This window comes from Streptomyces sp. NPDC088194 (genome assembly GCF_040702025.1).
GTDB lineage: Bacteria > Actinomycetota > Actinomycetes > Streptomycetales > Streptomycetaceae > Actinacidiphila.
In genome coordinates, this window is the sequence record NZ_JBFBIV010000087.1 from 1 (window position 1) to 24,772 (window position 24,772).

Sequence of the window (24,772 nt, forward strand, 5' to 3'; positions counted from 1 at the left end):
GGGCCGTGTCCCGACTCCCTGCGGGGAATCCCGGACACGGCCCTGGCGTTCGGCACCGCACGGGTGGCTCTCACTCCGGCGGGACGATCTGCTTCTCCTCGGCGAAGTGGCACGCCGAGGGGTGCTCGGCCGGGCCCGCGGTGCCGCGGAAGACCTCCGGCACCGCCAGCGGCGGCTCCTTCTCGGCACAGATCTCCTGGGCCTTCCAGCAGCGGGTGCGGAACCGGCAGCCGGACGGCGGGTTGGCGGGCGAGGGCACGTCGCCGGCCAGGATGATCCGCTCCCGGTGCTCGCGCGCCTCCGGGTCGGGCACCGGCACCGCCGAGAGCAGCGCCTGCGTGTACGGGTGGGTCGGGTGCTCGTAGATCTGCTCGTCCGAGCCGATCTCCACGATCTTGCCGAGGTACATCACGCCGACCCGGTCGGCGATGTGCCGCACGATCGACAGGTCGTGCGCGATGAACATGTACGACAGCTGGAACTCGTCCTGCAGCCGCTCCATCAGGTTGACCACCTGCGCCTGCACCGAGACGTCCAGCGCGGAGACCGGTTCGTCGGCCACGATGATCTCGGGGCGCAGCGCCAGGCCGCGGGCGATGCCGATCCGCTGCCGCTGGCCGCCGGAGAACTGGTGCGGGTAGCGGTTGATGTACTCGGGGTTGAGCCCGACCACGTCCAGCAGTTCCTGCACCCGGCGCCGCCGGTCCCCCTTCGGGGCCACCTCGGGGTGGATGTCGAAGGGCTCGCCGATGATGTCGCCGACCGTCATCCGCGGGTTCAGCGAGGTGTAGGGGTCCTGGAAGACCATCTGGATGTTGCGGCGCACCGCCTTCAGTGCCCGCCCGGACAGCTTGGTGATGTCCTCGCCCTTGAAGACGATCTCGCCCGCGGTGGGCTCCTCCAGGTTCATCAGCAGCTTGGCCACGGTGGACTTGCCGCAGCCGGACTCGCCGACGATGCCGAGCGTCTCCCCCGCGTACAGGTCGAAGTTGACGCCGTCGACGGCCTGGACGGCGCCGATCTGCTTCTTGAAGAGGATGCCGCGGGTCAGCGGGAAGTGCTTGACCAGGCCCCGGACGGTCAGGATCGGCTCGCGCCCGGAGGGGTCGGGCGGCACGGGCCGCTCAGGCGTCTGCGGACGGGAGGCTGTCGTCATCCAGGGTCTCCTTCCAGAAGTGGCAGGCGCTCGCCCGGTCCTGGTCGACCCGGTACAGCGGGGGCACGTCGGTGCGGCACACGGCCTGCGCGCGCGGGCAGCGCGGGTTGAAGGCGCAACCGGGCGGGATGTGCAGCAGATTGGGCGGCAGGCCCTTGATCGCGTACAGCTCGCGGCCCTTCTGGTCCAGCCGCGGGATCGAGTCGAGCAGGCCCTTGGTGTACGGGTGGGCCGGTGCCCGGTAGATGTCGTGGACCGGCGAGGTCTCCACGATCCGCCCGGCGTACATCACCGCGATCTTGTCGGCGACGTCCGCGACCACCCCCAGGTCGTGGGTGATCAGGATCAGGCCCATGTTGTACTCGCGCTGCAGATCCGCGAGCAGGTCCATCACCTGCGCCTGCACCGTCACGTCCAGCGCCGTGGTCGGCTCGTCCGCGATGATCAGGTCCGGCTCCAGGGCCAGCGCCATCGCGATCATCACGCGCTGCCGCATACCGCCGGAGAACTGGTGCGGGTACTGCTTGACGCGCTCGCGGGCGGCCGGGATGCGGACCCGCTCCATCAGCTCGATCGCCTTGGCGCGGGCGTCCTTGCGGGACGCCTTGTGGTGCACCCGGAACATCTCGCCGAGCTGCTCGCCGACGCTGAGCACCGGGTTGAGCGAGGACAGCGCGTCCTGGAAGATCATCGCCATCTTCGCGCCGCGGACCCGGCGCCGCTCCTCGGTGCCGAGCTTGAGCAGGTCCCGGCCCTGGAAGACCACCTCGCCGCTGGTGATGAAGCCGGGCGGCGTGTCGAGGATGCCCATGATCGCCTGCGCGGTGACCGACTTGCCCGAGCCGGACTCGCCGAGCACCGCCAGCGTCTCCCCGGCGTTCACCGAGTAGTCCACGCCGTTGACCGCCTTCGCGGTGCCCTCCCTGGTCCGGAACTCCACGTGCAGGTCGCGTACGTCGAGCAGCGGGCCGCCGTCGCCGGGCGGCCGCCCGGGCGCCACCACCGCCGCGTCCGTGGCTCCTGTGCCACCTGTTGGCATCGCGACGCCTCCTAGCGCAGCTTGGGGTCGAGGGCGTCGCGGACCGCGTCGCCGAGCATGATGAACGCCAGCACCGTCAGGCTCAGCGCGCCGGCCGGCCACAGCAGCATGTGCGGCGCGTTGCGGATCTCGTTGGACGCGTCGGAGATGTCGATGCCCCACGAGACGGTGGGCGGTTTCAGGCCCACCCCGAGGTAGGACAAGGTCGCCTCCAGCGCGATGTACGTGCCCAGCGCGATGGTGCCGACCACGATCACCGGGGCGACCGCGTTGGGCGCGATATGGCGTACCAGCATCCGGGAGTTGCCGGCGCCGAGCGCGCGGGCGGCCTGCACGTAGTCGTTCTGCCGGGCGGTGATCACCGAGCCGCGGGCGATACGCGCGATCTGCGGCCAGCCCAGCAGCACCATGAACCCGACCACCGGCCACACCGTGGAGTTGGTGACCACCGACAGGAAGACCAGGCCGCCCAGCACGACCGGGATGCCGAAGAACACGTCGCTGATCCGGGAGAGCACCGCGTCCCACCAGCCGCCGAAGAACCCGGCGAGGCCGCCGAGCACGCTGCCGAGGATGACCACGCCGGCGGTGGCGCACACGCCGACGGTGACCGACGCCCTGGCCCCGTACACCACCCGGGTGTAGACGTCGCGGCCCTGGTTGTCGAAGCCGAACGGGTGCCCGGGGGACGAACCCTCCTGCGCCCTGGCCAGGTTGGCCTTCAGCGGGTCCTGGGTGGCGATGGTGCCGGGCCAGATCGAGATGAAGATCAGGAAGAGGATGATCAGCGCGGAGATGATGAAGATCGGGTTGCGCCGCAGGTCGCGCCAGGCGTCGGACCACAGGCTGCGGGGCTTGGCGGCCGGGCCGCCCTCCTGGCCCTCCCCCGGCGGCTTCTCCAGGGTCTCCGCGTCGGTGGCGGCCAGGTCCATACCGCCGCCGAAGCCGCTGGTCGGCGCGATGGCCTGGTTGGGGTCGACCGCTTCGTTCGGGTCGATCGGTTCAGGCATAGCGAATCCTCGGGTCCAGGACCGCGTAGAGCAGGTCGACAAGCAGGTTGGCCAGCAGGAAGACCAGCACCAGGATGGTGACGAAGCCGACCACCGTCGGCGCGTTGTTGCGCAGGATGCCCTGGTAGAGCTGGTAGCCGACACCGTGGATGTTGAAGATCCGCTCGGTGACGATCGCGCCGCCCATCAGGGCGCCGATGTCGGTGCCGATGAAGGTCACCACCGGGATCAGCGAGTTGCGCAGCAGGTGCCGGATGATCACCCGGCGCCGGGGCAGGCCCTTGGCGACGGCGGTGCGCACGTAGTCGGCGCGGGTGTTCTCGGCGATGGAGGTGCGGGTCAGCCGGGTGACGTAGGCGAGCGAGACCAGGGCCAGCACCAGGCCGGGCAGGATCAGTTCGTTGAACGGCGCGCTCGGCGACACCGAGGGGCTGGTCCACTTCAGCTCCACGCCGAAGATGTACTGGAGCACATAGCCGGTGACGAAGGTCGGCACCGAGATGACCACCAGGGTCAGCAGCAGCACCCCGGTGTCGACCGGCTTGCCTCGCCGCATGCCGGTGATCACGCCGAGGGCGATGCCGATGATGATCTCGAAGATGATGGCCACGATGGTCAGCCGGATGGTGATCGGGAAGGCGCTGCCCATCAGCGAGGTCACCGACTGGCCGTTGAAGGCGGTGCCGAAGTTCCCGCTGAAGATGTTCTTCATGTAGTGCAGGTACTGGGCGCCCAGCGAGTGGTCGAGGTACAGGTCGTGCCGGATCTGGGCCGCGGTGGCCGGGTCGGGTGCCCTTTCGCCGAAGAGCGCGGCGACCGGGTCGCCGAGCGCGTAGACCATGAAGAAGATCAGGAACGTGCTGCCGATGAACACCGGGATCATCTGGAGCAGCCGCCGGATCACATAGCGTCCCATGGGGCCTCCTGCACGGGGAGTGGGCGGAGGCCGCACCGGGGCGACCCGGTGCGGCCTCCGGCCGGTCTCACTTGACCTTGATCTCGTTGTAGACCGGGACGCTGAACGGGTTGAGGAGGACGTTGCTCAGGTTCGAGGAGTAGCCCGCGCTGCCGTTCTGGTACCACAGCGGGATCGCCGGCATGTCCTTGACCAGCAGCTTCTCCGCGTCCTGGAAGGTGCTGATCGCCTTGCCGGTGTCGCTGTCGGCGTTCGCCTGGTTGACCAGCTTGTCGAACTGCGGGTTGCTGTAGTGCGAGTCGTTCGACGAGGCGTTGGTGAAGTACAGCGGCTGCAGGAAGTCCTGGATCAGCGGGTAGTCCATCTGCCAGCCGGACCGGAACGGGTTGGTCATCTGCTTGTTGGTGATCTTGTTCCGGAAGTCGGCGAAGGTGCCGGTGGGCTCGCCCACGCACGCCTTGTTGTTGCCCAGCACGTTGTTGATGCTGTTGCAGACCGCGTCCACCCACTCCTTGTGCGAGCCGGTGTCGGCGTTGTAGCCGATGGTGATCTTCCCGCCCGGCAGGCCGCCGCCCTGCGCGATCAGCTGCTTGGCCTTGGCGGGGTCGTAGGTGCACTCCTGGCCGCACAGCCCGGCCTTGTAGCCGCCCGCGCTGCCGAGCACCGGCGAGGTCCAGTCGGTGGCGGGGGTGCGGGTGTTCTGGAAGATCTGCTGGGTGATCTGCTTGCGGTTGATCGCCATCGACAGGCCCTGCCGGACCATCGCGGACTTCGCCGACGACCAGCGGTTGCTGTACAGCGGGAAGGCGATGGTCTGGATGATGCCGGCCGGCTCGTTGATGTAGCGGCTGCCGAGGTCGGACTTGACGTTCTTCAGCTGCGAGGCCGGGATGTCGTCGACCAGGTCGATGTTGCCGGCCTGCAGGTCGGTGTACGCGGTGTTGTTGTCGGTGTAGACCCGCAGGTCGACGCCCTTGTTCACGGCCGCGTCCGGCCCGGTGTACCCGTCCCACTTGCGCAGGGACATCTGGGTGCCCTTGGTGTAGTTCTGGATCAGGTACGGCCCGTCGCCGATCGGCTTCTTCAGCCAGGCCGCGTGGTTGGTGAAGAACGACTGCGGCAGCGGGTAGAACGCCGCGTAGCCGAGGGTGTCCGGCCACAGCGAGAACTTCTGGTTGAGCTTCACCTTGAACTCGGTGTTCGACACCTTCGTCAGACCCGAGAGCTTGGTGGCGGTGGCCGTGGCGCCGGCGGCGTCCGGGTGCACCTTGTCGTAGCCGTCGATCTGCTCGAAGAAGAAGGCGTTGAGCTGGGCGTTCTTCAGCAGCGCGCCGTAGTTCCAGGCGTTGATGAAGGAGTCGGCGGTGACCGGGGTGCCGTCGGAGAACTTGAAGCCCGGCTTGATCTTGATGTCGAAGTTCTGCGCGTCGGTGCTGGTGATCGACGAGGCGATCAGGTTCTCGGCCTTCGCCGTCTTCGGGTTGTACTTCTTCAGGCCGCGGAAGACCATGTCGAGCACCTTGCCGCCCTGCACCTCATTGGTGTCGGCCGGCTCCAGCGGGTTCTGCGGGTCTCCCCAGGAGGCGCGGACGATCCCGTTGCTGCTACCGCCGCTGCTGCCGCCGCTGCTTCCGCCGCCGCAGGCCGTGGCGGCCAGCGCGACCGCCAGCACGCCCACCGCACACCTCACGCGTGTGGCTCCGCGCATCGAACGCCTCCTCATGGGTCACAAATGGCATGTGAGTACTCATGACACCCCAATACGGACACGACCGCACTTCTTCGCTCCCGTGTCGTGGGCCCAAAGTGCGGGTCAGGAGGTGGCCGGGCGGCGGAAGTTCACCCGGTTGGCCGCGCCCGGGCGGTCGCGGAACCCGTGCACGCCGAAGCGCCCCGGCCCGCGGCAAGGCGGACCGGGGCGCTCCCGGGTGTTATACGGCGGCGGCTCGCGCAGCGGGCCGGCGCCGGCTGTGTGCGACGGTGCGTCAGGCGGCGTCGGCGGACGCGCTGCCGACCACGTCCTTCTCCGCCGCGAAGTGGCACGCCGACTCGTGCGCGGCCGGGCTGTCGGAGCCGGCGAAGACCTCCGGCACCGCGAGCAGCGGCGTCTCCTGCGCGCACCGCTCCTCCGCCTTCCAGCAGCGGGTGCGGAACCGGCAGCCGGACGGCGGGTTGGCGGGCGAGGGCACGTCGCCGGAGAGGATGATCCGCTCCCGGTGCTCGCGCGCCTTCGGGTCCGGCACCGGCACCGCGGACAGCAGCGCCTGCGTGTAGGGGTGGGTCGGGTGCTCGTAGATCTCGGTGTCGGTGCCGATCTCCGCCATCCGCCCCAGGTACATCACGCCGACCCGGTCGGAGATGTGCCGCACGATCGACAGGTCGTGCGCGATGAAGATGTAGGACAGGCCGAACTCGTCCTGCAGCTTCGCCATCAGGTTGATCACCTGCGCCTGCACCGAGACGTCCAGCGCGGAGACCGGCTCGTCGCAGATGATGATCTCCGGGTTGAGGGCCAGGCCGCGGGCAATGCCGATCCGCTGCCGCTGGCCGCCGGAGAACTGGTGCGGGTAGCGGTTGATGTACTCGGGGTTGAGCCCGACCACGTCCAGCAGCTCGCGCACCCGGGCCCGGCGGTCGCCCTTCGGGGCCACCTCGGGGTGGATGTCGAAGGGCTCGCCGATGATGTCGCCGACCGTCATCCGCGGGTTCAGCGAGGTGTAGGGGTCCTGGAAGACCATCTGGATGTTGCGGCGCACCGCCTTCAGCGCCCGGCCCGAGAGCCGGGTGATGTCCTCGCCCTTGTAGAACACCTCGCCGGAGGTGGCCCGCTCCAGGTTCATCAGCAGCTTGGCCACGGTGGACTTGCCGCAGCCGGACTCGCCGACGATGCCGAGCGTCTCCCCCGCGTACAGGTCGAAGGAGATGCCGTCGACGGCCTTGACCGCGCCGATCTCCTTCTTGAAGAGGATGCCCTGCGTCAGCGGGAAGTGCTTGACCAGGTTGCGGACCCGGAGGATGGGCTCGCGGACGGCGGGCTCGCCGGCGGCGGGCGCACGAGAGGCGCGCTCACGGGAAGTGGGCTCAGTCACCGATCGTCTCCTTCCAGAAGTGGCAGGCGCTGCCCCGCTCGGCGCCGACGGTGTGCAGCGTCGGCACCTCGGTACGGCACACGTCCTGCGCGATCGGGCAGCGCGGGTGGAACGCGCAGCCACCGGGGATACGGGTCAGGTTGGGCGGCAGGCCCTTGATCGCGTACAGCTCCTGGCCCTTCTGGTCCAGCCGCGGGATCGACTGGAGCAGGCCCTTGGTGTACGGATGCGCGGGCGCGCCGTAGATGTCGTGCACCGGCGAGCTCTCCACGATCCGCCCGGCGTACATCACCGCGATCTTGTCGGCGACGTCCGCGACCACCCCGAGGTCGTGGGTGATCAGGATCAGGCCCATGTTGTACTCGCGCTGGAGCTCCGCGAGCAGGTCCATCACCTGCGCCTGCACCGTGACGTCCAGCGCCGTGGTCGGCTCGTCCGCGATGATCAGGTCCGGCTCCAGGGCCAGCGCCATCGCGATCATGATCCGCTGGCGCATACCGCCGGAGAACTGGTGCGGGTAGTCGCCGATCCGGTCCTTCGCGGCTGGGATGCGCACCCGGTCCATCAGCTCGATCGCCTTGGCCCTGGCCTGCTTGCGGGACATCCCCTGGTGCACCCGGAACATCTCGCCGAGCTGGTAGCCCACGCTGAGCACCGGGTTGAGCGAGGACAGCGCGTCCTGGAAGATCATCGCGATCTTCCGGCCGCGTATCCGGCGGCGCTGCTCGGCGGACATCTTCAGCATGTCCTGGCCCTGGAAGAGGATCTCGCCGTGCGTGATCCGGCCGGGCGGCATGTCGAGGATGCCCATGACGGTCTGCGCGGTGACCGACTTGCCGGAGCCGGACTCGCCGAGCACCGCCAGCGTCTCACCGGCGTTCACCGAGTAGTCGACGCCGTTGACGGCGCGGGCCACCCCGTCACGGGTGTGGAACTCCACGTGCAGGTCGCGTACTTCCAGCAGCGGAGTGGTGGACGCGGGCGCCGCGGCGCCCGCCCTCTCGTCGGTGACAGTCAACGTGACGCCTCCTAGCGCAGCTTGGGGTCGAGGGCGTCGCGGACCGCGTCGCCGAGCATGATGAACGCCAGCACGGTGATGCTGAGCGCGCCCGCCGGCCACAGCAGCATGTGCGGCGCGTTGCGGATCTCGCTGGACGCCTGGGAGATGTCGATGCCCCACGAGACGGCCGGCGGCTTGAGGCCCACGCCGAGGAAGGACAGCGTCGCCTCCAGCGAGATGAACGTGCCCAGCGCGATGGTGGCCACCACGATGATCGGGGCGAGCGCGTTGGGCGCGATGTGCCGCAGCAGCATCCGGGTGTTGCTCGCGCCGAGCGCGCGGGCGGCCTGCACGTAGTCCTGCTGCTTGGCGGTGATCACCGCGCCGCGGGCGATACGCGCGATCTGCGGCCAGCCCAGCAGCACGATGAAGATCGACACGGTGGTGACGGTGCCGCCCTTGACCACGGAGAGGAACACCACGCCGCCGAGCAGGATCGGGATGCCGAAGAAGACGTCGCTGATCCGGGAGAGGATCGCGTCCCACCAGCCGCCGAAGAACCCGGCGAGGCCGCCGAGCAGCGAGCCGAGCACCGCCACCCCGAGGGTGGAGAAGATGCCGACCGACACCGACGCGCGGGCGCCGTACACCGTGCGGGTGTAGACGTCGCAGCCCTGGGTGTCGAAGCCGAACGGGTGCCCGGAGCTGGCCCCCATCTGGGACTTGGCCAGGTCGCAGGAGAGCGGGTTGCCGCTCGCGAGCACGCCCGGCCACAGCGAGATGAAGATCAGGAAGAGGATCAGCAGGCCCGATATGTAGAACATCGGCTTGCGGCTGAGGTCGTGCAACGCGTCGGACCGCAGGCTGCGGGCCTTCTCGCGCTCCTTGCCCTGATCGGAGGGCTGCTGGGGGGTGGTGGCGACGCCGTTGACCACCGAGTGGCTGTCGGTCATCTCAGACATACCGAATCCTCGGGTCCAGGACCGCGTAGAGCAGGTCGACGAGCAGGTTGGCGGCGAGGAAGACGATCACCAGGATGGTGACGAAGCCGACCACCGTCGGTGGGTTCTGCCGCAGGATGCCCTGGTAGAGCTGGTAGCCGACGCCGTGGATGTTGAAGATCCGCTCGGTGACCACCGCGCCGCCCATCAGGGCGCCGAGGTCGGTACCGAGGAAGGTGACCACGGGTATCAGCGAGTTGCGCAACAGGTGCACGGTGACCACGCGCCGCCGGGGCAGGCCCTTGGCGACCGCGGTACGCAGGTAGTCGGCGCGGGAGTTCTCCGCGACCGAGGTGCGGGTCAGCCGGGCCACGTACGCCAGCGAGACGCCGGCCAGCACCAGGCCCGGCATGATCAGGTCGCCGATCGGGGCGCCCTCGGCGACCGCGGGGTTGGCCACGTGCCACTTCACACCGAAGAAGTACTGGAGCAGGTAGCCGGTCACGAAGGTGGGGACCGCCACCACGACCAGGGTGAACGCCAGCACGCCGGAGTCGGCGAACCGGCCGCGCCGCAGGCCCGCGACGAGGCCCAGGCCGACACCGACCACCGCCTCGATCGCGAAGGCGACCAGGGTCAGCCGGATGGTGACCGGGAAGGCGGTACCCATCAGCTCGGTGACCGGCTGGCCGCTGGCCGAGGTGCCGAAGTCACCGGTGAAGATCTGCTTCATGTAGTGGATGTACTGGGCCGGTAGTGAGTGGTCCAGGTACATCGCGTGCCTGATCTGCGCCGCGGTGGCCGGGTCGGGCGCTTTGTCGCCGAACATGGCCGCCACGGGGTCGCCGAGGGCGTAGACCATGACGAAGATCAGAAACGTCGTGCCGATGAAGACCGGCACCATCTGGAGCAGTCGCCTGATGACGTAGCGCCCCATGTGTCCTCCATGGATCGGACCAGACGGTGGTGCGCGCCCGCCCCGGGGTCGCCGGGGCGGGCGCGGCACGGCATCAGGTCAGCTGTTGACCGTGATGTCCGTGTAGACGGGGTAGCTGAACGCGTTCTCGGTCACGTTGGACACGCGCTTGGACCAGCCCGCCTCGCCGTTCTGGTACCAGAGCGGGATCACCGGCATGTCCGTGAAGAGCAGCTTCTCGGCCTGCTGGTAGAGCTCGGTCGCCTTGGTGGTGTCCGGCTCGGCGTTCGCCTGCTTGATCAGCGCGTCGAACTTCGGGTTGCTGTAGTGCGAGTCGTTCGAGCTGCCACCGGTCGCGTACAGCGGCGTCAGGAAGTCGTCGATCAGCGGGTAGTCCATCTGCCAGCCCGACCGGAACGGGTTGGTCATCTGGCCCTTGGTGATCTGGTTCCGGAAGTCGGCGAAGGTGCCGGTGGGGGCACCCACGCACGCCTTGTTGTCGCCCAGCACGTTGTTGATGCTGTTGCAGACCGCGTCCACCCACTGCTTGTGGGAGCCGGAGTCGGCGTTGTAGCCGATCGTCATGTGGCCGCCGGGGATGCCGCCGCCCGCCTTGATCAGCTCGCGCGCCTTGGCCGGGTTGTACGTCACCGCGTCGCCCGCGATGGTGGCGCTGTAGCCGCCGGCCGCGCCCAGCACCGGCGAGGTGAGGTCGCCAGCCGGGGTGCGGGTGCCCTGGAAGATCTTCTGGGTGATGGTCTTGCGGTCGATCGCCATCGACAGGCCGAGCCGGACCTTGTCCATGCCGGGCGCGTTCCACGCCTTCTGGTTCAGCGGGAACGACACGGTCTGGATGATGCCGGCCGGCTGGTTGAGGTAGCGGCCGTCCAGGTCGGACTTGGCGTGCGTGAGCTGCTCGGCCGGGATGTCGTCCAGCACGTCCAGGTTGCCGGCCTGCAGGTCGGCGTAGGCGGTGTTGGAGTCGGTGTAGACCTTGAGCAGCACGCCCTTGTTCTTCGGCTTGCTCGGCCCGGTGTAGTACGGGTTCGGGACCAGCTTCATGCTGGAGCCCTTGGTGTAGGACTCGACCTTGTACGGGCCGTCGCCGACCGGCTTGTTGAGGTAGCCGGCGTGGTCGGTGAAGAACGACTTCGGCAGCGGCGCGAACGCCTTGTAGCCGAGCCGGTCCGGCCAGGTGGAGAACTTCTGGGTGAGCTTGACGGTGAAGGTGCTGCTGTCCACGACCTTCAGGCCGGACATGGTCTTCGCCGTCGGCGCGCCGCTGCCCGGGTGCACCTTGTCGTAGCCCTCGATGTCCTCGAAGAAGTACGCGTTGAGCTGCTTGTTGGTGAGCAGCGCGCCGTAGTTCCACGCGTCCACGAAGGAGCTGGCGGTGACCGGGGTGCCGTCGGAGAACTTCAGACCCGGCTTGAGCTTGATGGTGAAGTTCTGCTGGTCGGTCGTGTCGATCGACTGGGCCGCCTCGAGGTTGGCCTTGCCGGTCTTCGGGTCGTACTCCTTGAGGTCCATGAAGATCATGTCCAGGACCTTGCCGCCCTGCACCTCGTTGGTGTTCGCGGGCTCGAGCGGGTTCTGGGGGTCACCCCACCAGGCCCTGACGATCCCGTCGTTCGAGCCGCCGGCCTTGTCCGAGCTTCCGGAACCGCAGGCGGTCGCGGCCAGCGCGACTACCGCCGCTCCTACGACCCACTTGGCGCTCTTGGCACCGCGCATGGGTATGCCTCCTCAGGAGTCACTGTCGATACATGTGTCGATGTGTGAGAAGGCCGAGCGCCCCCTGACACCCCTGACAGCGACTGCGACCTTCTGTGCTCGTGAGTCGGCGCGGCAGTGGCTGCGCGTGACCCATTGACCCGAGCTCAACCTGATCCACTATCCGCTACGGAAGAGGGCTGCCGTGCAGCCGTGATCACGCCCAGGTCACGAGGCCGCGCCTACACCGTCCTGAAATCCGGACAATCCGGAACGTATACAGACACGCACAAATCGGAAATGTGATCTAACTAACGACCACTTGTGTCCGATAAACGGACGGCGAACAAACGGCGCAGGTCATGCCGAAGGGGCGCTGGACGTGACTCCCAGCGCCCCTTCGGTGACAGATCTAGCGCTTGGCGCGAGCGGCCGCGCGGCCGCGCTCCTTCTGGTCGAGGACGACCTTGCGGATGCGGACCGTCTCCGGAGTGACCTCGATGCACTCGTCGTCGCGGCAGAACTCCAGCGACTGCTCCAGCGACAGCTTCCGCGGCGGCACGATCGACTCGGTGACGTCCGCGGTGGAAGACCGCATGTTGGTGAGCTTCTTCTCCTTGGTGATGTTCACGTCCATGTCGTCGGAGCGCGAGTTCTCACCGACGATCATGCCCTCGTAGACCTCCGTGGTCGGCTCGCAGAACAGCACGCCGCGCTCCTGGAGGTTGGTCATCGCGAACGGCGTCACGACGCCGGCCCGGTCCGCGACGAGCGAGCCGTTGTTGCGGGTGCGCAGCTCGCCGAACCACGGCTCGTGGCCCTCGAAGATGGAGTGCGCGATGCCCGTGCCGCGGGTCTGGGTGAGGAACTCTGTCCGGAATCCGATCAGGCCGCGGGACGGCACGATCCACTCCATCCGAATCCAGCCCGACCCGTGGTTGGTCATGGTCTCCATCCGGCCCTTGCGGGAGGCCATCAGCTGGGTGATCGCGCCCAGGTGCTCCTCCGGCGAGTCGATGGTCATCCGCTCGATCGGCTCGTGCACCTTGCCGTTGATCTCCCGGGTGACCACCTCGGGCTTGCCGACGGTCAGCTCGAAGCCCTCCCGGCGCATCGTCTCCACCAGGATCGCCAGCGCCAGCTCGCCGCGGCCCTGCACCTCCCAGGTGTCCGGGCGCTCGGTCGGCAGCACCCGCAGCGACACGTTGCCGACCAGCTCGCGCTCCAGCCGGTCCTTCACCAGGCGCGCGGTCACCTTGTGGCCCTTGCCGCCCTTGCCGACCAGCGGCGAGGTGTTGGTGCCGATCGTCATCGAGATGGCCGGCTCGTCCACCGTGATCAACGGCAGCGCGATCGGGTTCTCCGGGTCGGCCAGCGTCTCGCCGATCATGATGTCCGGGATGCCGGCCACCGCGCAGATGTCACCGGGACCGGCGGACTCCGCGGGCTTGCGGGTCAGCGCCTCGGTCATCATCAGCTCGGTGATGCGCACGTTGGAGATGGTGCCGTCGCGCTTGATCCACGCGACCGTCTGACCCTTCTTCAGGTGCCCCTCCTCGACCCGCAGCAGCGCGATACGGCCGAGGAAGTTGTCCGCGTCGAGGTTGGTGACGTGCGCCTGGAGCGGCGCCTGCTCGTCGTAGGTCGGCGCGGGGACGGTGGACAGGATGGTGGAGAAGAACGGCTCCAGGCTGTCGCTGTCGGCCGGCACCGTGCCGTTGTCCGGCTTGGTGAGCGAGGCGATGCCGTCCCGCGCGCAGGCGTAGACGATCGGGAACTCGATCTGGTCCTCGTCCGCGTCCAGGTCCAGGAACAGGTCGTACGTCTCGTTGACGACCTCGTCGATCCGGGAGTCGGGGCGGTCGGTCTTGTTGATGCACAGGATCACCGGCAGCCGGGCGGACAGCGCCTTGCGCAGCACGAAGCGGGTCTGCGGCAGCGGGCCCTCGGAGGCGTCCACCAGCAGCACCACCGCGTCCACCATGGACAGGCCGCGCTCGACCTCACCGCCGAAGTCGGCGTGGCCGGGGGTGTCGATGATGTTGATCGTGACCGGGTCGCCACCGTCCTTCGGGTGGTACCGGACGGCGGTGTTCTTCGCGAGAATGGTGATGCCCTTCTCGCGCTCCAGGTCGTTGGAGTCCATCATCCGGTCGTCCAGATGCTGGTGCGCGGCGAACGCCCCGGCCTGCTTCAGCATGGCGTCCACCAGGGTCGTCTTCCCGTGGTCGACGTGGGCGACGATGGCGACGTTACGGATGTCGTGGCGCGTGGACATGAATGCGGCGCTTCTCCCGGAATCGTGGATGGCGTCGCGCCTTCTCCTTCGACGCGAATCGCCCGCCGGGCAGGGTCACGCCACGGCCTCACCCCATGGTACGGGGAGCTACGCGGTGCGTTGACGACCGCGGCTCCCTCCGGGGCGGGATCGGAGGGAGCCGCGGTCGTCGACGGGCACCGGGAACGGGACGGGCACCCCGGAGGGCCGGGGCGCCGTAGCCGCTACTTCCGGAACCCGATGTTCTGGTAGCTGGGGGTCTGGAACCCGAAGGCCCCGGCGTTCGCCACGTTCGTCCTGAGCGCGACCACCTCGGGGCGCTGGTAGAGCGGGATCGACGCGGCCGCCGCCCAGATCCGCTCGTCCGCCTGGTTCGTGAGGCTGCGGGCCTGCCCGGAGTCGAGCTCGGAGCCGGCCCGGGCCATGAGCTGGTCGATCTGGTCGGTGCCGACCCGCGTGTAGTTCTCGGCGACGGCGAGCGACCCGTCGGGCGCGGGCACCGGCTTGGCGAAGATCGGCGTGTCATCGGTGGCCGGGAAGGCGGTGCCGGGCCAGGAGTACAGCGCCAGGTCGAAGTCCCCGGACGCGATGTGGTCCTGGAAGAAGCTGTCGTCGTCCACCTTGCTGATCTCCGTGCGGATGCCGATCTGCGACAGCATCCGGGCGATCTGCCCGCCCACGTCGTCGAGCGTCGGCGAGTCGGCCGGCAGGACGAACCGCATGGTCAGCCCCTTGCCGTCCTTCGTCACCGCCCGCGCCGGCTCCACCACGGTCAGCGCCCCGGACGCGGAGGTACGGCCCGAGCCGGCGGCCGGCCCGGCGGCCTTGTCACCGGTCTTGCCGGCGGCCGGCCGCTGCCAGCCCGCGTCGGCCAGCAGCGCCGCGGCCTGCTGGGCGTCCGCGGTGCCCAGCGCCGAGCTGTGGTCGCTGTACCCGGCCTGCGAGGGCAGCACCAGGTGGTTGCCGAGCGGCTCCGCGGGCAGTCCGAGCGGCTTGAGCACGGTCGCGGCGATCTTCTTCCGGTCGATCGCGCGGGCCACCGCGTGCCGGACACGCTCGTCCGCGAGCGGACCGGAGCTGCCGTTGAGCGCGAGCTGCGCGTACGCGTCGTCCGGGGCGGTGCGCACCCCGACGCCCTTGGTGCCCTTGGCCGCCTTCAGCTCGCCCGGGTCGATCTCGGCCACGTCCAGCTTGCCCGCGGCCAGCTCCGCCGGGCGCTTGTCGCGCGGCGTCGCGGTCAGCACGATCTGGTCGAGCTTGGCCCGGCCACCCCACCAGCGGGTGTTGCGGGCGAGGGTGACGGTGCCGGCCTTGGCGTCCTCCGCTTTGACCGTGAACGGGCCGGCGGACACCGCCAGCGCGGTGCGCACCCCGTCGTTGAAGGAGTCCGCGCTGCCGGTCACCGTCTTCGGGTACAGCGGCGCGAAGAGCGAGCGCCAGTCCGCGTAGGGAGTGGCGAAGGTGACCTTGACCTGGTGGGCGCCGGCGCCGGGGGCGATCGCCGAGATCCGGTCGTAGCCGGCGTTGCGGGCGGTCCAGAACGAGGTGTTCTTGCCGCCGAGCGCCTTCCACTGCGAGGTGAAGTCGTCCGCGCCGATCGCCCGGCCGTCGCTCCACTTCGCCTTCGGGTTGAGGTCGTAGGTGACGACCTGGCGCGGGTCCTGGGCGGTGACCTTCGCCGCGGTCACGTAGTCCCGGTCGAGCCGGGGGGCGCCGTGGGCGTCCAGCCGGAACATCGCCGGCAGCGTCGCGCCGGTGACGGTGGCGGTGCCGGCGTCCGCGTCGGCCTGGAAGGCGTTGAGGGTCTTCGGCATCTCGTCGACGGCCCAGGTGAGGGAGCCGCCGTCGCGCACCCCGGCGCGGGAGACCGCGGCCACATCGGTGCCGGCGGTGCCGGCCGCCTTGGTCCCGGACGAGGAGCAGGCGGTCAGCGCGGTGGCGCCGACCGCCAGCGCCAGGGCGACACATGCCGTGGTCGACACGGCACGACGGCGCCGTTCCGGGGCGGCCGGCGGTACGGCGGTCGGTTTCGCGCTGCGGTTCATGGGCTCGGACACCTCCGCGACCCGGCCGGCGCCGCTCTGGGGCGCACGACCGGGACGTCATCGATCGGCCTGAAGCACGGGGACGGGAAGAGTGAGGGCCCGGCCCTCACTGCAAGAAGACCTGTGCCCCTTTCGACCCGTGACACGACGCACCTGCGCCCGGGGTCCACCCGGACGGCTCAGAAACCGCCGCCGACCGCCGTACGCACCAGGTCGACCGCCGGTCGCGTCACCGTCGCACCACCTGTCACATCACCTGTCACGTCACCTGTCACGCCGTCGGCCGCGCCACCGGCCGCCCGGCGGGCTCCCGCCCCGGGCCGCACACGGTCGGTGCAGCGGTCTTCACAAGAGCAGGTGTGACACGCGACACTCTCAAGCGCTGCTTCCCCACTTCGCACGGCGACAGATGGCGAGGGCGCTCCATGTCCCTGCACGACGACCTGACTTCGGTCCAGCGGCGGCTGGACGACCTGATGCGCTGCGTGGCGCGGCTGGACGAGCACGCCGGCGACACCCTGGACATGCGCCGGGTGCGTGCGACCGCGGACCATCTGCGGGACAGCCTGGCCCTGCTGACGGAGTCGGTGCCCGCCGCCGCGGACCGCCGCACCCTGGAGATCGTCTCGATCCCGGACGCGCCGTACGACCGCGGGCTGTGGGCGGACGCCGAGGACGAGGGGCTCGGCTCTCCCTACCGGCACGCGCCCTGACCCTGCCGCCGGCCGCGAGTCCGTACGGCCGGCCCGGCCGCGGCCGCTCCCCCGGGCCGCCGACGAATCCCCCTCTCCCCTCCCCGGCCGCCCCGGCGCGTGACGCCGGCGACCGCTCCCGCGGCCTTCCCGGCCCCGGCCCGCCGCCTCGCGGCGGGTGCGCCCCTTGCCATCCCCCGCGGAGTCACCTTTGTCCACCGGAACCACCCCGAGCACCCCGAGCACCCCACCGAGCACCTCGCCGTCCCCGCCGCCGGCGGCCGCCCCCGCGCGGATCGCCCACGGCGTCGGCAGCCCCGGCCGCGCGGCGATATCCGCGCCGCACCTGAGAACGGACCGATGGTGGCTGCCGCCCCTGGTCAGCGCGCTCGGCCTGGCCGCGTTCATCGGCTACTCGACCTGGCGGGCGTTCGCGAACAGCCACTACTACGCCGCGCCGTACGTGTCGCCGTTCTACTCGCCGTGCCTCGCGTCGAACTGCACGGACATGAACGGCGGCGCCGACTGGCACCTGTTCGGGAACTGGTGGGGCCTGTCGCCCGCCCTGCTGGTGCTGATCTTCCCGCTGGGCTTCCGGCTGACCTGCTACTACTACCGCAAGACGTACTACCGGTCGTTCTGGCTGTCCCCGCCGGCCTGCGCGGTGGCCGAACCGCACGCGTCGTACAGCGGCGAGACCCGGCTGCCGCTGATCCTGCAGAACGTCCACCGCTACTTCTTCTACCTGGCCGTGGTGGTCGCGGGCATCCTCACCTACGACACGGTGCTCGCCTTCCGCGACCGGCACGGCAACTGGGGCCACGCCGGCCTCGGCACCCTCGTGCTGCTGGTGAACGTCGGCCTGATCTGGGCGTACACCCTCTCCTGCCACTCCTGCCGGCACATCATCGGCGGCAAGCTGCGGCACTTCTCCGCCCACCCGGTGCGCTACCGGCTGTGGGGATGGGTGGGAGTGCTCAACGGCCGCCACATGCTGCTCGCCTGGTCCTCGCTGATCAGCGTCGGTGTCGCGGACCTGTACGTGTACCTGGTGTCCAGCGGCGTATTCGACGATCCGAGGTTCTTCTGAGATGACGAATGTGGAACGGCACGCGTACGACGTGGTCGTGGTCGGCGCGGGCGGCGCGGGGCTGCGCGCCGCGATCGAGGCACGGGAGCAGGGACTGCGGACCGCGGTGATCTGCAAGTCCCTGTTCGGCAAGGCCCACACGGTGATGGCCGAGGGCGGCATCGCGGCGAGCATGGGCAACGTCAACTCCGGCGACAACTGGCAGGTGCACTTCCGCGACACCATGCGCGGCGGGAAGTTCCTCAACCACTGGCGGATGGCCGAGCTGCACGCCAAGGAGGCCCCGGACCGGGTGTGGGAACTGGAGACCTGGGGCGCGCTGTTCGACCGCACTGCGGACGGGAAGATCTCGCAGCGCAACTTCGGCGGCCACGAGTACCCGCGGCTGGCGCACGTCGGCGACCGTACCGGCCTGGAACTGATCCGCACCCTCCAGCAGAAGATCGTCTCGCTCCAGCAGGAGGACCACGCCGTCAGCGGCGACTACGAGTCCCGGCTGAAGGTCTTCCAGGAGTGCACGGTCACCCGCGTGCTGAAGGGCCCCGGCGGCGAGGTCGCCGGGGTCTTCGGGTACGTCCGCGAGTCGGGCCGGCTGTTCGTGATCGACGCGCCCGCGGTGGTGCTGGCCACCGGCGGCATCGGCAAGTCGTTCAAGGTCACCTCCAACTCCTGGGAGTACACCGGCGACGGGCACGCGCTGGCGCTGCTGGCCGGGGCGCCGCTGATCAACATGGAGTTCATCCAGTTCCACCCGACCGGGATGGTCTGGCCGCCGTCGGTGAAGGGCATCCTCGTCACCGAGTCGGTGCGCGGCGACGGCGGGGTGCTGCGCAACAGCGAGGGCAAGCGGTTCATGTTCGGCTACGTGCCGGACGTGTTCAAGGAGAAGTACGCGCAGAGCGAGGAGGAGGCCGACGGCTGGTACACCGACCCGGACCACCACCGCAGACCGCCGGAGCTGCTGCCGCGCGACGAGGTGGCCCGGGCGATCAACTCCGAGGTGAAGGCCGGCCGCGGCTCCCCGCACGGCGGGGTGTTCCTGGACGTGTCCACCCGGCTCAGCCCCGAGGAGATCACCCGCCGGCTGCCGTCGATGCACCACCAGTTCAAGGAGCTGGCCGACGTCGACATCACCGCGGAGGCGATGGAGGTCGGGCCGACCTGCCACTACATGATGGGCGGGGTCGACGTGGACCCGGACACCGCGGCCGCGGCCGGCGTGCCGGGACTGTTCGCGGCCGGCGAGGTGGCCGGCGGGATGCACGGCTCCAACCGGCTGGGCGGCAACTCCCTGTCCGACCTGCTGGTCTTCGGCCGCCGCGCCGGGCTGCACGCGGCGCGGTACGCGGCCGGCCTCGGCGACGGCCGGCCGGTCGCGGACGGCGCGCAGATCGACGAGGCCGCGGCGGAGGCGCTGCGGCCGTTCGACGCCGCGGGTGCGGCGGGGAGCGGGGCCGAAGCCGGTCCCGTGGAGAACCCGTACACCCTGCACCAGGAGTTGCAGCAGGTGATGAACGACCTGGTCGGGATCATCCGGCGGGCCCCGGAGATGGAGCAGGCGCTCTCCCGGCTGGCGGTGCTGCGCGAACGGGCGGCGCGGGCCGGGGTGGAGGGGCACCGGCAGTTCAACCCGGGCTGGCACCTGGCGATCGACCTGCGCAACATGCTGCTGGTCAGCGAGTGCGTGGCGCGGGCGGCGCTGGAGCGTACCGAGAGCCGCGGCGGCCACACCCGCGACGACCATCCGGAGATGGACCGCACCTGGCGCAAGGTCAACCTGGTGTGCGAGCTGTCGGACGCGGCCGGCGGCGCGGTGGACCTGCGCCGCCGCCCGACCAGCCCGATCCGGCCCGACCTGCTCGACCTGTTCGAACGGGACGAGCTGCTGAAGTACCTGACGGACGAGGAGTTGGACGCGTGAGCGCTTACACGGCCCGGTTCCGGGTGTGGCGGGGCGACGCCGAGGGCGGCGGGCTGCGGGACTACGACGTCGAGGTGAACGACGGCGAGGTGGTGCTCGACATCATCCACCGGCTCCAGGCCACCCAGGCGACCGACCTCGCGGTGCGCTGGAACTGCAAGGCGGGCAAGTGCGGTTCGTGCAGCGCGGAGGTCAACGGGCGGCCCCGGCTGATGTGCATGACCCGGATGTCGGTCTTCGCGCGGGACGAGACGGTGACGGTCACCCCGCTGCGGGCCTTCCCGGTCGTCCGCGACCTGGTCACCGACGTGTCCTTCAACTACGCCAAGGCCCGCGAGATACCCGCGTTCGTGCCGCCGAAGGGCGTGCCGGCCGGTGAGTACCGGATGGCGCAGGTCGACGTGGAGCGCTCGCAGGAGTTCCGCAAGTGCATCGAGTGCTTCCTGTGCCAGGACACCTGCCATGTGGTGCGCGACCACGAGGAGAACAAGAGCGCGTTCGCCGGGCCGCGGTTCCTGATGCGGGTCGCCGAGCTGGACATGCACCCGCTGGACGCCGCCGCCGCGGACGGCGGCCCGACCCGGGCGGAGTCCGCGCAGGACGACCACGGCCTGGGCTACTGCAACATCACCAAGTGCTGCACGGAGGTCTGCCCCGAGCACATCCACATCACCGACAACGCGCTGATCCCGTTGAAGGAGCGCGCCGTCGACCGCAAGTACGACCCGCTGGTGTGGCTCGGCGCGAAGATCCGCCGGCGCGGCCAGTAAGCCGGACCTCGGCACGGCCGCGCCGCCCCGACGGTCGCTCCCGCTCAGGGAGTTCACCCGACGGGTGGCGCGGCCGCCGGCCACGCCACCTTCAGCACCTGCGGGTTGCCGTCCCGGCCCAGCCGCAGGATCGGGCTGGCCTTGCCGACCGGATTGCTGCCGGTGCGGCTGGTCTGGTAGTTCGCGGTGAACCGGATCGGGCCGCTCGAGCCGAGCACCTGGTGCGCGCCCTGGAGCGCGCCGAGTTCGCCCGCCACCGCGTCGGCGCGCGGTTGCCGCTGCTCGGTCAGCCGGACCGCGGACACCCCGGTCAGCGTCGCGTCGTACGCCGTCATGGTGTTGCCGTCGGTCAACGTGCCGCCGGGGAAGAGCCGTTGGAAGGTCTGGTCGAAGGCGCGGAAGCCGCGGGCGCCGTCCTGCTCGTCCCGCGCCGCCGCGGGGTCGTGGGCCGACGTCCACTCGTCGGGGTGCGCGACGCCCGCGTAGTCCACGGTGACATGGCCGTTCAGGTCGTGCCGGAACTGCGGGGTGATCGCCAGGTTCGACATGTCGTCGCCGCTGACGATCTCGATCGACTTGTCCAGGCAGGTGCTGGCGAAGGCGTGCACCAGCACCCCGACGTCCTGGCCGCGCCCGGCGAAGAGCACCACCGCGGGCTGCTGGGCGCAGATGTCCAGCGCCATCTGGCTGATCCGGGTGGCCACCTCCTGCTCGGCCTCGGCCTGTTCGGACTCCGACGTGGCCCGGTCCCGCTTGGTCGTGTCGAACGGCTCCACGTCCACGATCCGGTGGTGCGGTATCGCGGCGAACTTCCGGAATCCGCTGACCAGCGTGGCGTCGTAGCTGTCGCCCGCGTTGCCGTCCTCGACCAGCACCGCGCGGGTGGCCGCCTGCACGTACGACAGTGCGGCGGCCATGTTGTCCTCGTTGCTCGGGGCGACCCGGACGAAGTTCTTGATGTCGCTGAAGCTGTCGGCGGTGATGCTGGAGCCGACCACCGGGATGTTCCGTGCGGTCAGTTCGCGCACCGCGCTGCGGGTGCCGTCCAGGCTCAGGCCGAGCCCGGTCACCGCCGCCACGTGCTGGGCGGTGGCGTGCTCGATCGCGGAAGTGGCCGCCTTCCACTGGTTGGCCTGGTAGCCGTCGCTGGCGATCAGCAGCTGGATGTACGGCGCGACGCCCTCGACGTTCTGCCGGTTGGCGTAGTACTGCGCGGTGTAGGCGCCGCGCACCTGCTCGACGACGGCGGACATCGCCATGATGCTGCCGCTGTGCGCGGAGATCGGCAGCAGCACCACCACGCTGACGTAGTCCTTCGGGTGTTCGCGGGTGACGTCCCGGTTCTCCTTCCGGATCGCCTGCTCGACGCCTTTCAACCGCGTGTCGAACGGGTACGACCCGTCGGTGATGCCGACGCACTCGCCGTTCGCGCCGTGCTGGGTGACGGCGGTCGCGCCGCCGCGCATACACGGCTGGTTCCGGAAGTGGTCGACGAGCGCGAACACCCCGAACGATCCCGCGACGAGACCCGTGACGACCGCCAACACCACGCCGATCCGCATCGGGCGGGGCAGATTTCCGTACCACTGTTCGGGGACTCGGAGCATGCGCGGCACTCTCATCGATCCCACTCCTCCTCGATGAGGTGGTATTTCCCGGATTCCTGGAACAGCGCCTCGTTGCCGCCGCAGATCGCGGCGAGGTTCCCGTACTCGGCGGAGATCAGCCCGGCCAGGTGGTGGCGCGGGTCGAACGACCGGTCGCCGTGGAGCCATCGCGCGGTCACCAGGCGGCTGATGGTCCGGTTGCGGTCGCGCGGGTCGGGCCGCCCGGCGAGCGCGGTGACGTAGGTGCGCGGATCGCCGTCCGTACGCAGCCGGTTGGGGGCCGCGGTCACCTGGCGCAGGATCACCTGCCAGCTCTCGGGCGACGCGCAGCGGTCGTACTCCCGCTCCAGGTAACCGGCGACCGCGGTCAGCGGCTCCCGGCGGGACGGGGTGGCCTGCGCGAGCAGGTGGTGATGGCGCAGCGGCGCGTCGTGGGCGCCGGAGTAGTGGGCGGCGTAGCCCTGGTGGGCGCCGTCCCACACCTCGGGGAGCGCGGCGAGCCGGCGGTGCAGCAGCAGGGCGGCCAGCGGGTGCAGCCGGGCGGCGGGGCCGACGGGCGCGTCCGGCGCGCCGTTCGGGTCCGGTTCGGCCGCTCCGTCGAGCGGGTCGGGCGCCTCCGCCAGCCACAGCGCCGCGCCGAGCCGGCGGCGGGCGGTGGCGGCGTCGAACCGGGTCCAGCCCAGGAAGTGCAGCGCCGCGGTACCGGCGCCCAGCCGCAGACCGGGGGTGAGCGCGAGCACCGCCATGGTGTCCAGCAGCGAGCCGCCGTCGGGGCCGATGCCGCCGTCCGGCCCGTCGACGTGGTCGTCGGCGAGGATGCGGCGCAGCAGGTAGGCGGCCACGGTCGGAGCTCCGGCGGGCCCGTCCTCCGCCCCCTCCGCCGACCCGGGCGGGGTGGGGCGGGCCGGCGCGCTCCAGTGGTCGGGCAGGTACTCGGCGGCGGGCAGCGGCCGGTCCAGCAGCCGGCGCGGGTCGTCCCCGGCCGCCTCGGGCCGGGCCAGCAGGTGGGAGAGCCGATCGACCGCCTCGGGGTGGCCGTCGGTCAGGTCGCTCAGGTGGCTCGCGTCGCGCTTCTGGCTGCCCAGCACGCTGCTGCCGCACATCACCACCACGTCCTCGCGGCCGAGGCCGGTGAGCCGGATCGGGTACCACCACACCGGGTGGTCCTCGCCCGCGGGCGCGGCGGGGTGCCGGACGGCGAAGCTCAGCCGGTCGTCGGTCGAGGCGAGCGGCGCCATCGATGTGTGCGCCCGGCCCCGCCGGGCGGCCACCACCAGCGCGGGGTCGGGCCGCTCGCGGGCCCGGTGGCTCTCGCGGCGGCACTCGGCGAGCAGTTCCAGGAACAGCTCGCCGGCCCGGCTGCCGGCGTTGTCCAGCATCAGCAGGCAGTTGGCGGGCCGCTGGCCGCGCAGCGAGCGCCGGTTGAAGTCCGTGCGCAGGTCGGCCAGCAGGGCGGCGCACACCGTCTTCAGCGCGGTGCGGGCCGCGTCCGGCGCGTCGCTGCGCCCGTGGTGGCGGCGGTGGATCTCCCACAGCCGGTCCTCCGCGCTGCCGACGCCCGGGGCGTGGTCCTTCAGCCAGCTCCTGGCCTTGGCGTCGCCGCGCCGGCGCCGGCCGACCGCGGACAGCAGCAGGCCCAGCGCCCTGGCCGTGGCCGACAGCAGCACCTGCTGGTCGGCGGGGAGCAGCGGCGCGGCCCGGGCCGCGAGGCCGTCGAGCGCGGCGTGCGCGGCGGCGTCCTGCGGGCCGGCCCGCAGATACGCCTCGAACGCGGCCCGTCCGCCGCCGGCGTCCACGAAGCTCAGCGCCTTGAAGAGCATCCGGGTGCGGCAGAAGCGGATCGGGCGGATGCCCGGGACCCGGCGGCCCCAGCCCTGGATCGCGGCCAGCACGATGTCCTCGACCGCCTCGGCCCGGCCCAGGTCGAGCCGGACGCTCAGGCAGCGCCCGCTGAAGTCCGTCCACAGCCGGTCCAGCAGCACCGAGCCGCCGCTGCCGCGCGGGCCGACCAGCAGCACGATCGGCAGCGGCCGGGCGGGGACGCCCGAGCGTCTCAGCGCGTCCCCGGTGAACTCCACCACCCGCACGCGGCCGTACAGCCTGCCGTCCGTCATGTCCCATGTCTCCCGCCGTCAGGACCGGCACCGTGCCGGACCCGCCCCCATCGGATGCACCGGATGTTCCGGGTCGCCCTGGCCCACCGAGTCCGCGGTTCGCCCTGGCCCACCGGAATTCGGTGCCAATGGTGCTCCGGGCATCCGGTCCGCCGGAATATCCGCAGCCTTCCCGGGGCACCATTGGCACCGAATTCCGGAATGGCTCGGGATTCCCCGGGCGCTCCCGGCGAATCCCGCGGAATCCTGGGCACCCGTGCCCCGGTGAACCAGGGGGAGTCCCGGGTCGCCCGGTGCGGAATCCACGCGGGCGCGCGTTTCCGTCCCGGACGGGAATCCTCCTCCGGGGCCGGAGGAAATCCCCCATCGATGGAATAGGGAGAGTAGACCGGCCCGAACGGGACCCGTCCCGAAAACCGGAAACCCTCCCCCTTTCGGGGAATTTCCGCTAGGGCGTGTCCCGCGGCACGGGCGG

Annotated in this window: 18 protein-coding genes; 4 read left to right on the plus strand and 14 right to left on the minus strand. The window is 70.4% G+C overall.

What is annotated here, in order from left to right; all coding sequences use genetic code 11:
- Nucleotides 1-70: 70 nt before the first annotated feature.
- The 12 genes from AB0399_RS32725 to AB0399_RS32780 form a co-directional block, all read right to left on the minus strand.
- Nucleotides 71-1,156 carry a dipeptide ABC transporter ATP-binding protein gene (locus tag AB0399_RS32725; RefSeq protein WP_328468847.1) on the minus strand — a complete coding sequence of 362 codons (1,086 nt, stop codon included), beginning with the start codon at nt 1,154-1,156 and terminating at the stop codon, nt 71-73.
- Nucleotides 1,125-2,195, minus strand: a complete 1,071-nt coding sequence (locus AB0399_RS32730; RefSeq protein ID WP_329365150.1) for an ABC transporter ATP-binding protein — start codon at nt 2,193-2,195, stop codon at nt 1,125-1,127. Before AB0399_RS32730 ends, AB0399_RS32725 begins: the two co-directional genes overlap by 32 nt.
- Nucleotides 2,196-2,206: 11 nt before the next feature.
- On the minus strand, nt 2,207-3,205 hold the full coding sequence (locus AB0399_RS32735; RefSeq protein WP_329365152.1) for an ABC transporter permease: 999 nt from the start codon (nt 3,203-3,205) through the stop codon (nt 2,207-2,209).
- On the minus strand, nt 3,198-4,121 hold the full coding sequence (locus AB0399_RS32740) for an ABC transporter permease (protein ID WP_329365154.1): 924 nt from the start codon (nt 4,119-4,121) through the stop codon (nt 3,198-3,200). The genes AB0399_RS32735 and AB0399_RS32740 overlap by 8 nt, the downstream gene beginning before the upstream one ends.
- 67 nt (nt 4,122-4,188) lie before the next feature.
- A complete protein-coding gene (locus AB0399_RS32745; protein WP_329365156.1) occupies nt 4,189-5,829 on the minus strand; it encodes an ABC transporter substrate-binding protein in 1,641 nt (546 codons plus the stop codon).
- Between the two features lie 277 nt (nt 5,830-6,106).
- Nucleotides 6,107-7,138, minus strand: coding sequence for a dipeptide ABC transporter ATP-binding protein (locus AB0399_RS32750; RefSeq protein WP_329373952.1), 1,032 nt, complete (start codon nt 7,136-7,138; stop codon nt 6,107-6,109).
- A gap of 64 nt (nt 7,139-7,202) precedes the next feature.
- A complete protein-coding gene (locus tag AB0399_RS32755) occupies nt 7,203-8,228 on the minus strand; it encodes an ABC transporter ATP-binding protein (protein ID WP_329365158.1) in 1,026 nt (341 codons plus the stop codon).
- 11 nt (nt 8,229-8,239) lie between these two features.
- The gene (locus AB0399_RS32760) at nt 8,240-9,172 is read right to left on the minus strand and encodes an ABC transporter permease (RefSeq protein ID WP_366413786.1); all 933 of its coding nucleotides are present in this window, start codon (nt 9,170-9,172) and stop codon (nt 8,240-8,242) included.
- A complete protein-coding gene (locus AB0399_RS32765) occupies nt 9,165-10,088 on the minus strand; it encodes an ABC transporter permease (protein WP_329365162.1) in 924 nt (307 codons plus the stop codon). Before AB0399_RS32765 ends, AB0399_RS32760 begins: the two co-directional genes overlap by 8 nt.
- A gap of 78 nt (nt 10,089-10,166) precedes the next feature.
- Nucleotides 10,167-11,801, minus strand: coding sequence for an ABC transporter substrate-binding protein (locus AB0399_RS32770; RefSeq protein ID WP_366413787.1), 1,635 nt, complete (start codon nt 11,799-11,801; stop codon nt 10,167-10,169).
- 391 nt (nt 11,802-12,192) lie between these two features.
- Entirely contained in the window at nt 12,193-14,058 is a 1,866-nt protein-coding gene (gene typA, locus AB0399_RS32775) for a translational GTPase TypA (RefSeq protein ID WP_328468830.1), read from the minus strand.
- A gap of 224 nt (nt 14,059-14,282) precedes the next feature.
- Complete coding sequence (locus tag AB0399_RS32780; protein WP_329365167.1) at nt 14,283-16,103, minus strand: ABC transporter family substrate-binding protein; 1,821 nt, start codon at nt 16,101-16,103, stop codon at nt 14,283-14,285.
- A 425-nt stretch (nt 16,104-16,528) separates the two neighbouring features.
- Here AB0399_RS32780 and AB0399_RS32785 point away from each other — a divergent pair, with 425 nt between their 5' ends.
- From AB0399_RS32785 to AB0399_RS32800, 4 genes are all read left to right on the plus strand, one after another.
- Complete coding sequence (locus tag AB0399_RS32785) at nt 16,529-16,816, plus strand: hypothetical protein (RefSeq protein ID WP_329365169.1); 288 nt, start codon at nt 16,529-16,531, stop codon at nt 16,814-16,816.
- A 274-nt stretch (nt 16,817-17,090) separates the two neighbouring features.
- Nucleotides 17,091-17,885 (plus strand): hypothetical protein, encoded by a 795-nt coding sequence (locus AB0399_RS32790; protein WP_329373954.1) that lies wholly within the window; start codon nt 17,091-17,093, stop codon nt 17,883-17,885.
- Between the two features lies 1 nt (nt 17,886).
- The gene (locus AB0399_RS32795) at nt 17,887-19,806 is read left to right on the plus strand and encodes a fumarate reductase/succinate dehydrogenase flavoprotein subunit (protein ID WP_329365171.1); all 1,920 of its coding nucleotides are present in this window, start codon (nt 17,887-17,889) and stop codon (nt 19,804-19,806) included.
- Complete coding sequence (locus AB0399_RS32800) at nt 19,803-20,576, plus strand: succinate dehydrogenase/fumarate reductase iron-sulfur subunit (RefSeq protein ID WP_366413788.1); 774 nt, start codon at nt 19,803-19,805, stop codon at nt 20,574-20,576. The genes AB0399_RS32795 and AB0399_RS32800 overlap by 4 nt, the downstream gene beginning before the upstream one ends.
- A gap of 53 nt (nt 20,577-20,629) precedes the next feature.
- Here the strand turns inward: AB0399_RS32800 and AB0399_RS32805 are convergent, their stop codons facing one another.
- Together AB0399_RS32805 and AB0399_RS32810 are read right to left on the minus strand one after the other, a co-directional pair.
- Nucleotides 20,630-22,198, minus strand: a complete 1,569-nt coding sequence (locus tag AB0399_RS32805; protein WP_366413789.1) for an ABC transporter substrate-binding protein — start codon at nt 22,196-22,198, stop codon at nt 20,630-20,632.
- Nucleotides 22,195-24,297 carry an ATP-binding protein gene (locus tag AB0399_RS32810; RefSeq protein WP_366413790.1) on the minus strand — a complete coding sequence of 701 codons (2,103 nt, stop codon included), beginning with the start codon at nt 24,295-24,297 and terminating at the stop codon, nt 22,195-22,197. The genes AB0399_RS32805 and AB0399_RS32810 overlap by 4 nt, the downstream gene beginning before the upstream one ends.
- Nucleotides 24,298-24,772: the final 475 nt, after the last annotated feature.

What these genes read in the sequence shown, in the direction of transcription:
- AB0399_RS32725 (WP_328468847.1), bottom strand. Translation starts at nt 1,156, where the DNA reads ATGACGACAGCCTCCCGTCCGCAGACGCCTGAGCGGCCCGTGCCGCCC.
- AB0399_RS32730 (WP_329365150.1), bottom strand. Translation starts at nt 2,195, where the DNA reads ATGCCAACAGGTGGCACAGGAGCCACGGACGCGGCGGTGGTGGCGCCC.
- AB0399_RS32735 (WP_329365152.1), bottom strand. Translation starts at nt 3,205, where the DNA reads ATGCCTGAACCGATCGACCCGAACGAAGCGGTCGACCCCAACCAGGCC.
- AB0399_RS32740 (WP_329365154.1), bottom strand. Translation starts at nt 4,121, where the DNA reads ATGGGACGCTATGTGATCCGGCGGCTGCTCCAGATGATCCCGGTGTTC.
- AB0399_RS32745 (WP_329365156.1), bottom strand. Translation starts at nt 5,829, where the DNA reads ATGCGCGGAGCCACACGCGTGAGGTGTGCGGTGGGCGTGCTGGCGGTC.
- AB0399_RS32760 (WP_366413786.1), bottom strand. Translation starts at nt 9,172, where the DNA reads ATGTCTGAGATGACCGACAGCCACTCGGTGGTCAACGGCGTCGCCACC.
- AB0399_RS32765 (WP_329365162.1), bottom strand. Translation starts at nt 10,088, where the DNA reads ATGGGGCGCTACGTCATCAGGCGACTGCTCCAGATGGTGCCGGTCTTC.
- AB0399_RS32770 (WP_366413787.1), bottom strand. Translation starts at nt 11,801, where the DNA reads ATGCGCGGTGCCAAGAGCGCCAAGTGGGTCGTAGGAGCGGCGGTAGTC.
- typA (WP_328468830.1), bottom strand. Translation starts at nt 14,058, where the DNA reads ATGTCCACGCGCCACGACATCCGTAACGTCGCCATCGTCGCCCACGTC.
- AB0399_RS32780 (WP_329365167.1), bottom strand. Translation starts at nt 16,103, where the DNA reads ATGAACCGCAGCGCGAAACCGACCGCCGTACCGCCGGCCGCCCCGGAA.
- AB0399_RS32785 (WP_329365169.1), top strand. Translation starts at nt 16,529, where the DNA reads ATGTCCCTGCACGACGACCTGACTTCGGTCCAGCGGCGGCTGGACGAC.
- AB0399_RS32795 (WP_329365171.1), top strand. Translation starts at nt 17,887, where the DNA reads ATGACGAATGTGGAACGGCACGCGTACGACGTGGTCGTGGTCGGCGCG.
- AB0399_RS32805 (WP_366413789.1), bottom strand. Translation starts at nt 22,198, where the DNA reads ATGAGAGTGCCGCGCATGCTCCGAGTCCCCGAACAGTGGTACGGAAAT.
- AB0399_RS32810 (WP_366413790.1), bottom strand. Translation starts at nt 24,297, where the DNA reads ATGACGGACGGCAGGCTGTACGGCCGCGTGCGGGTGGTGGAGTTCACC.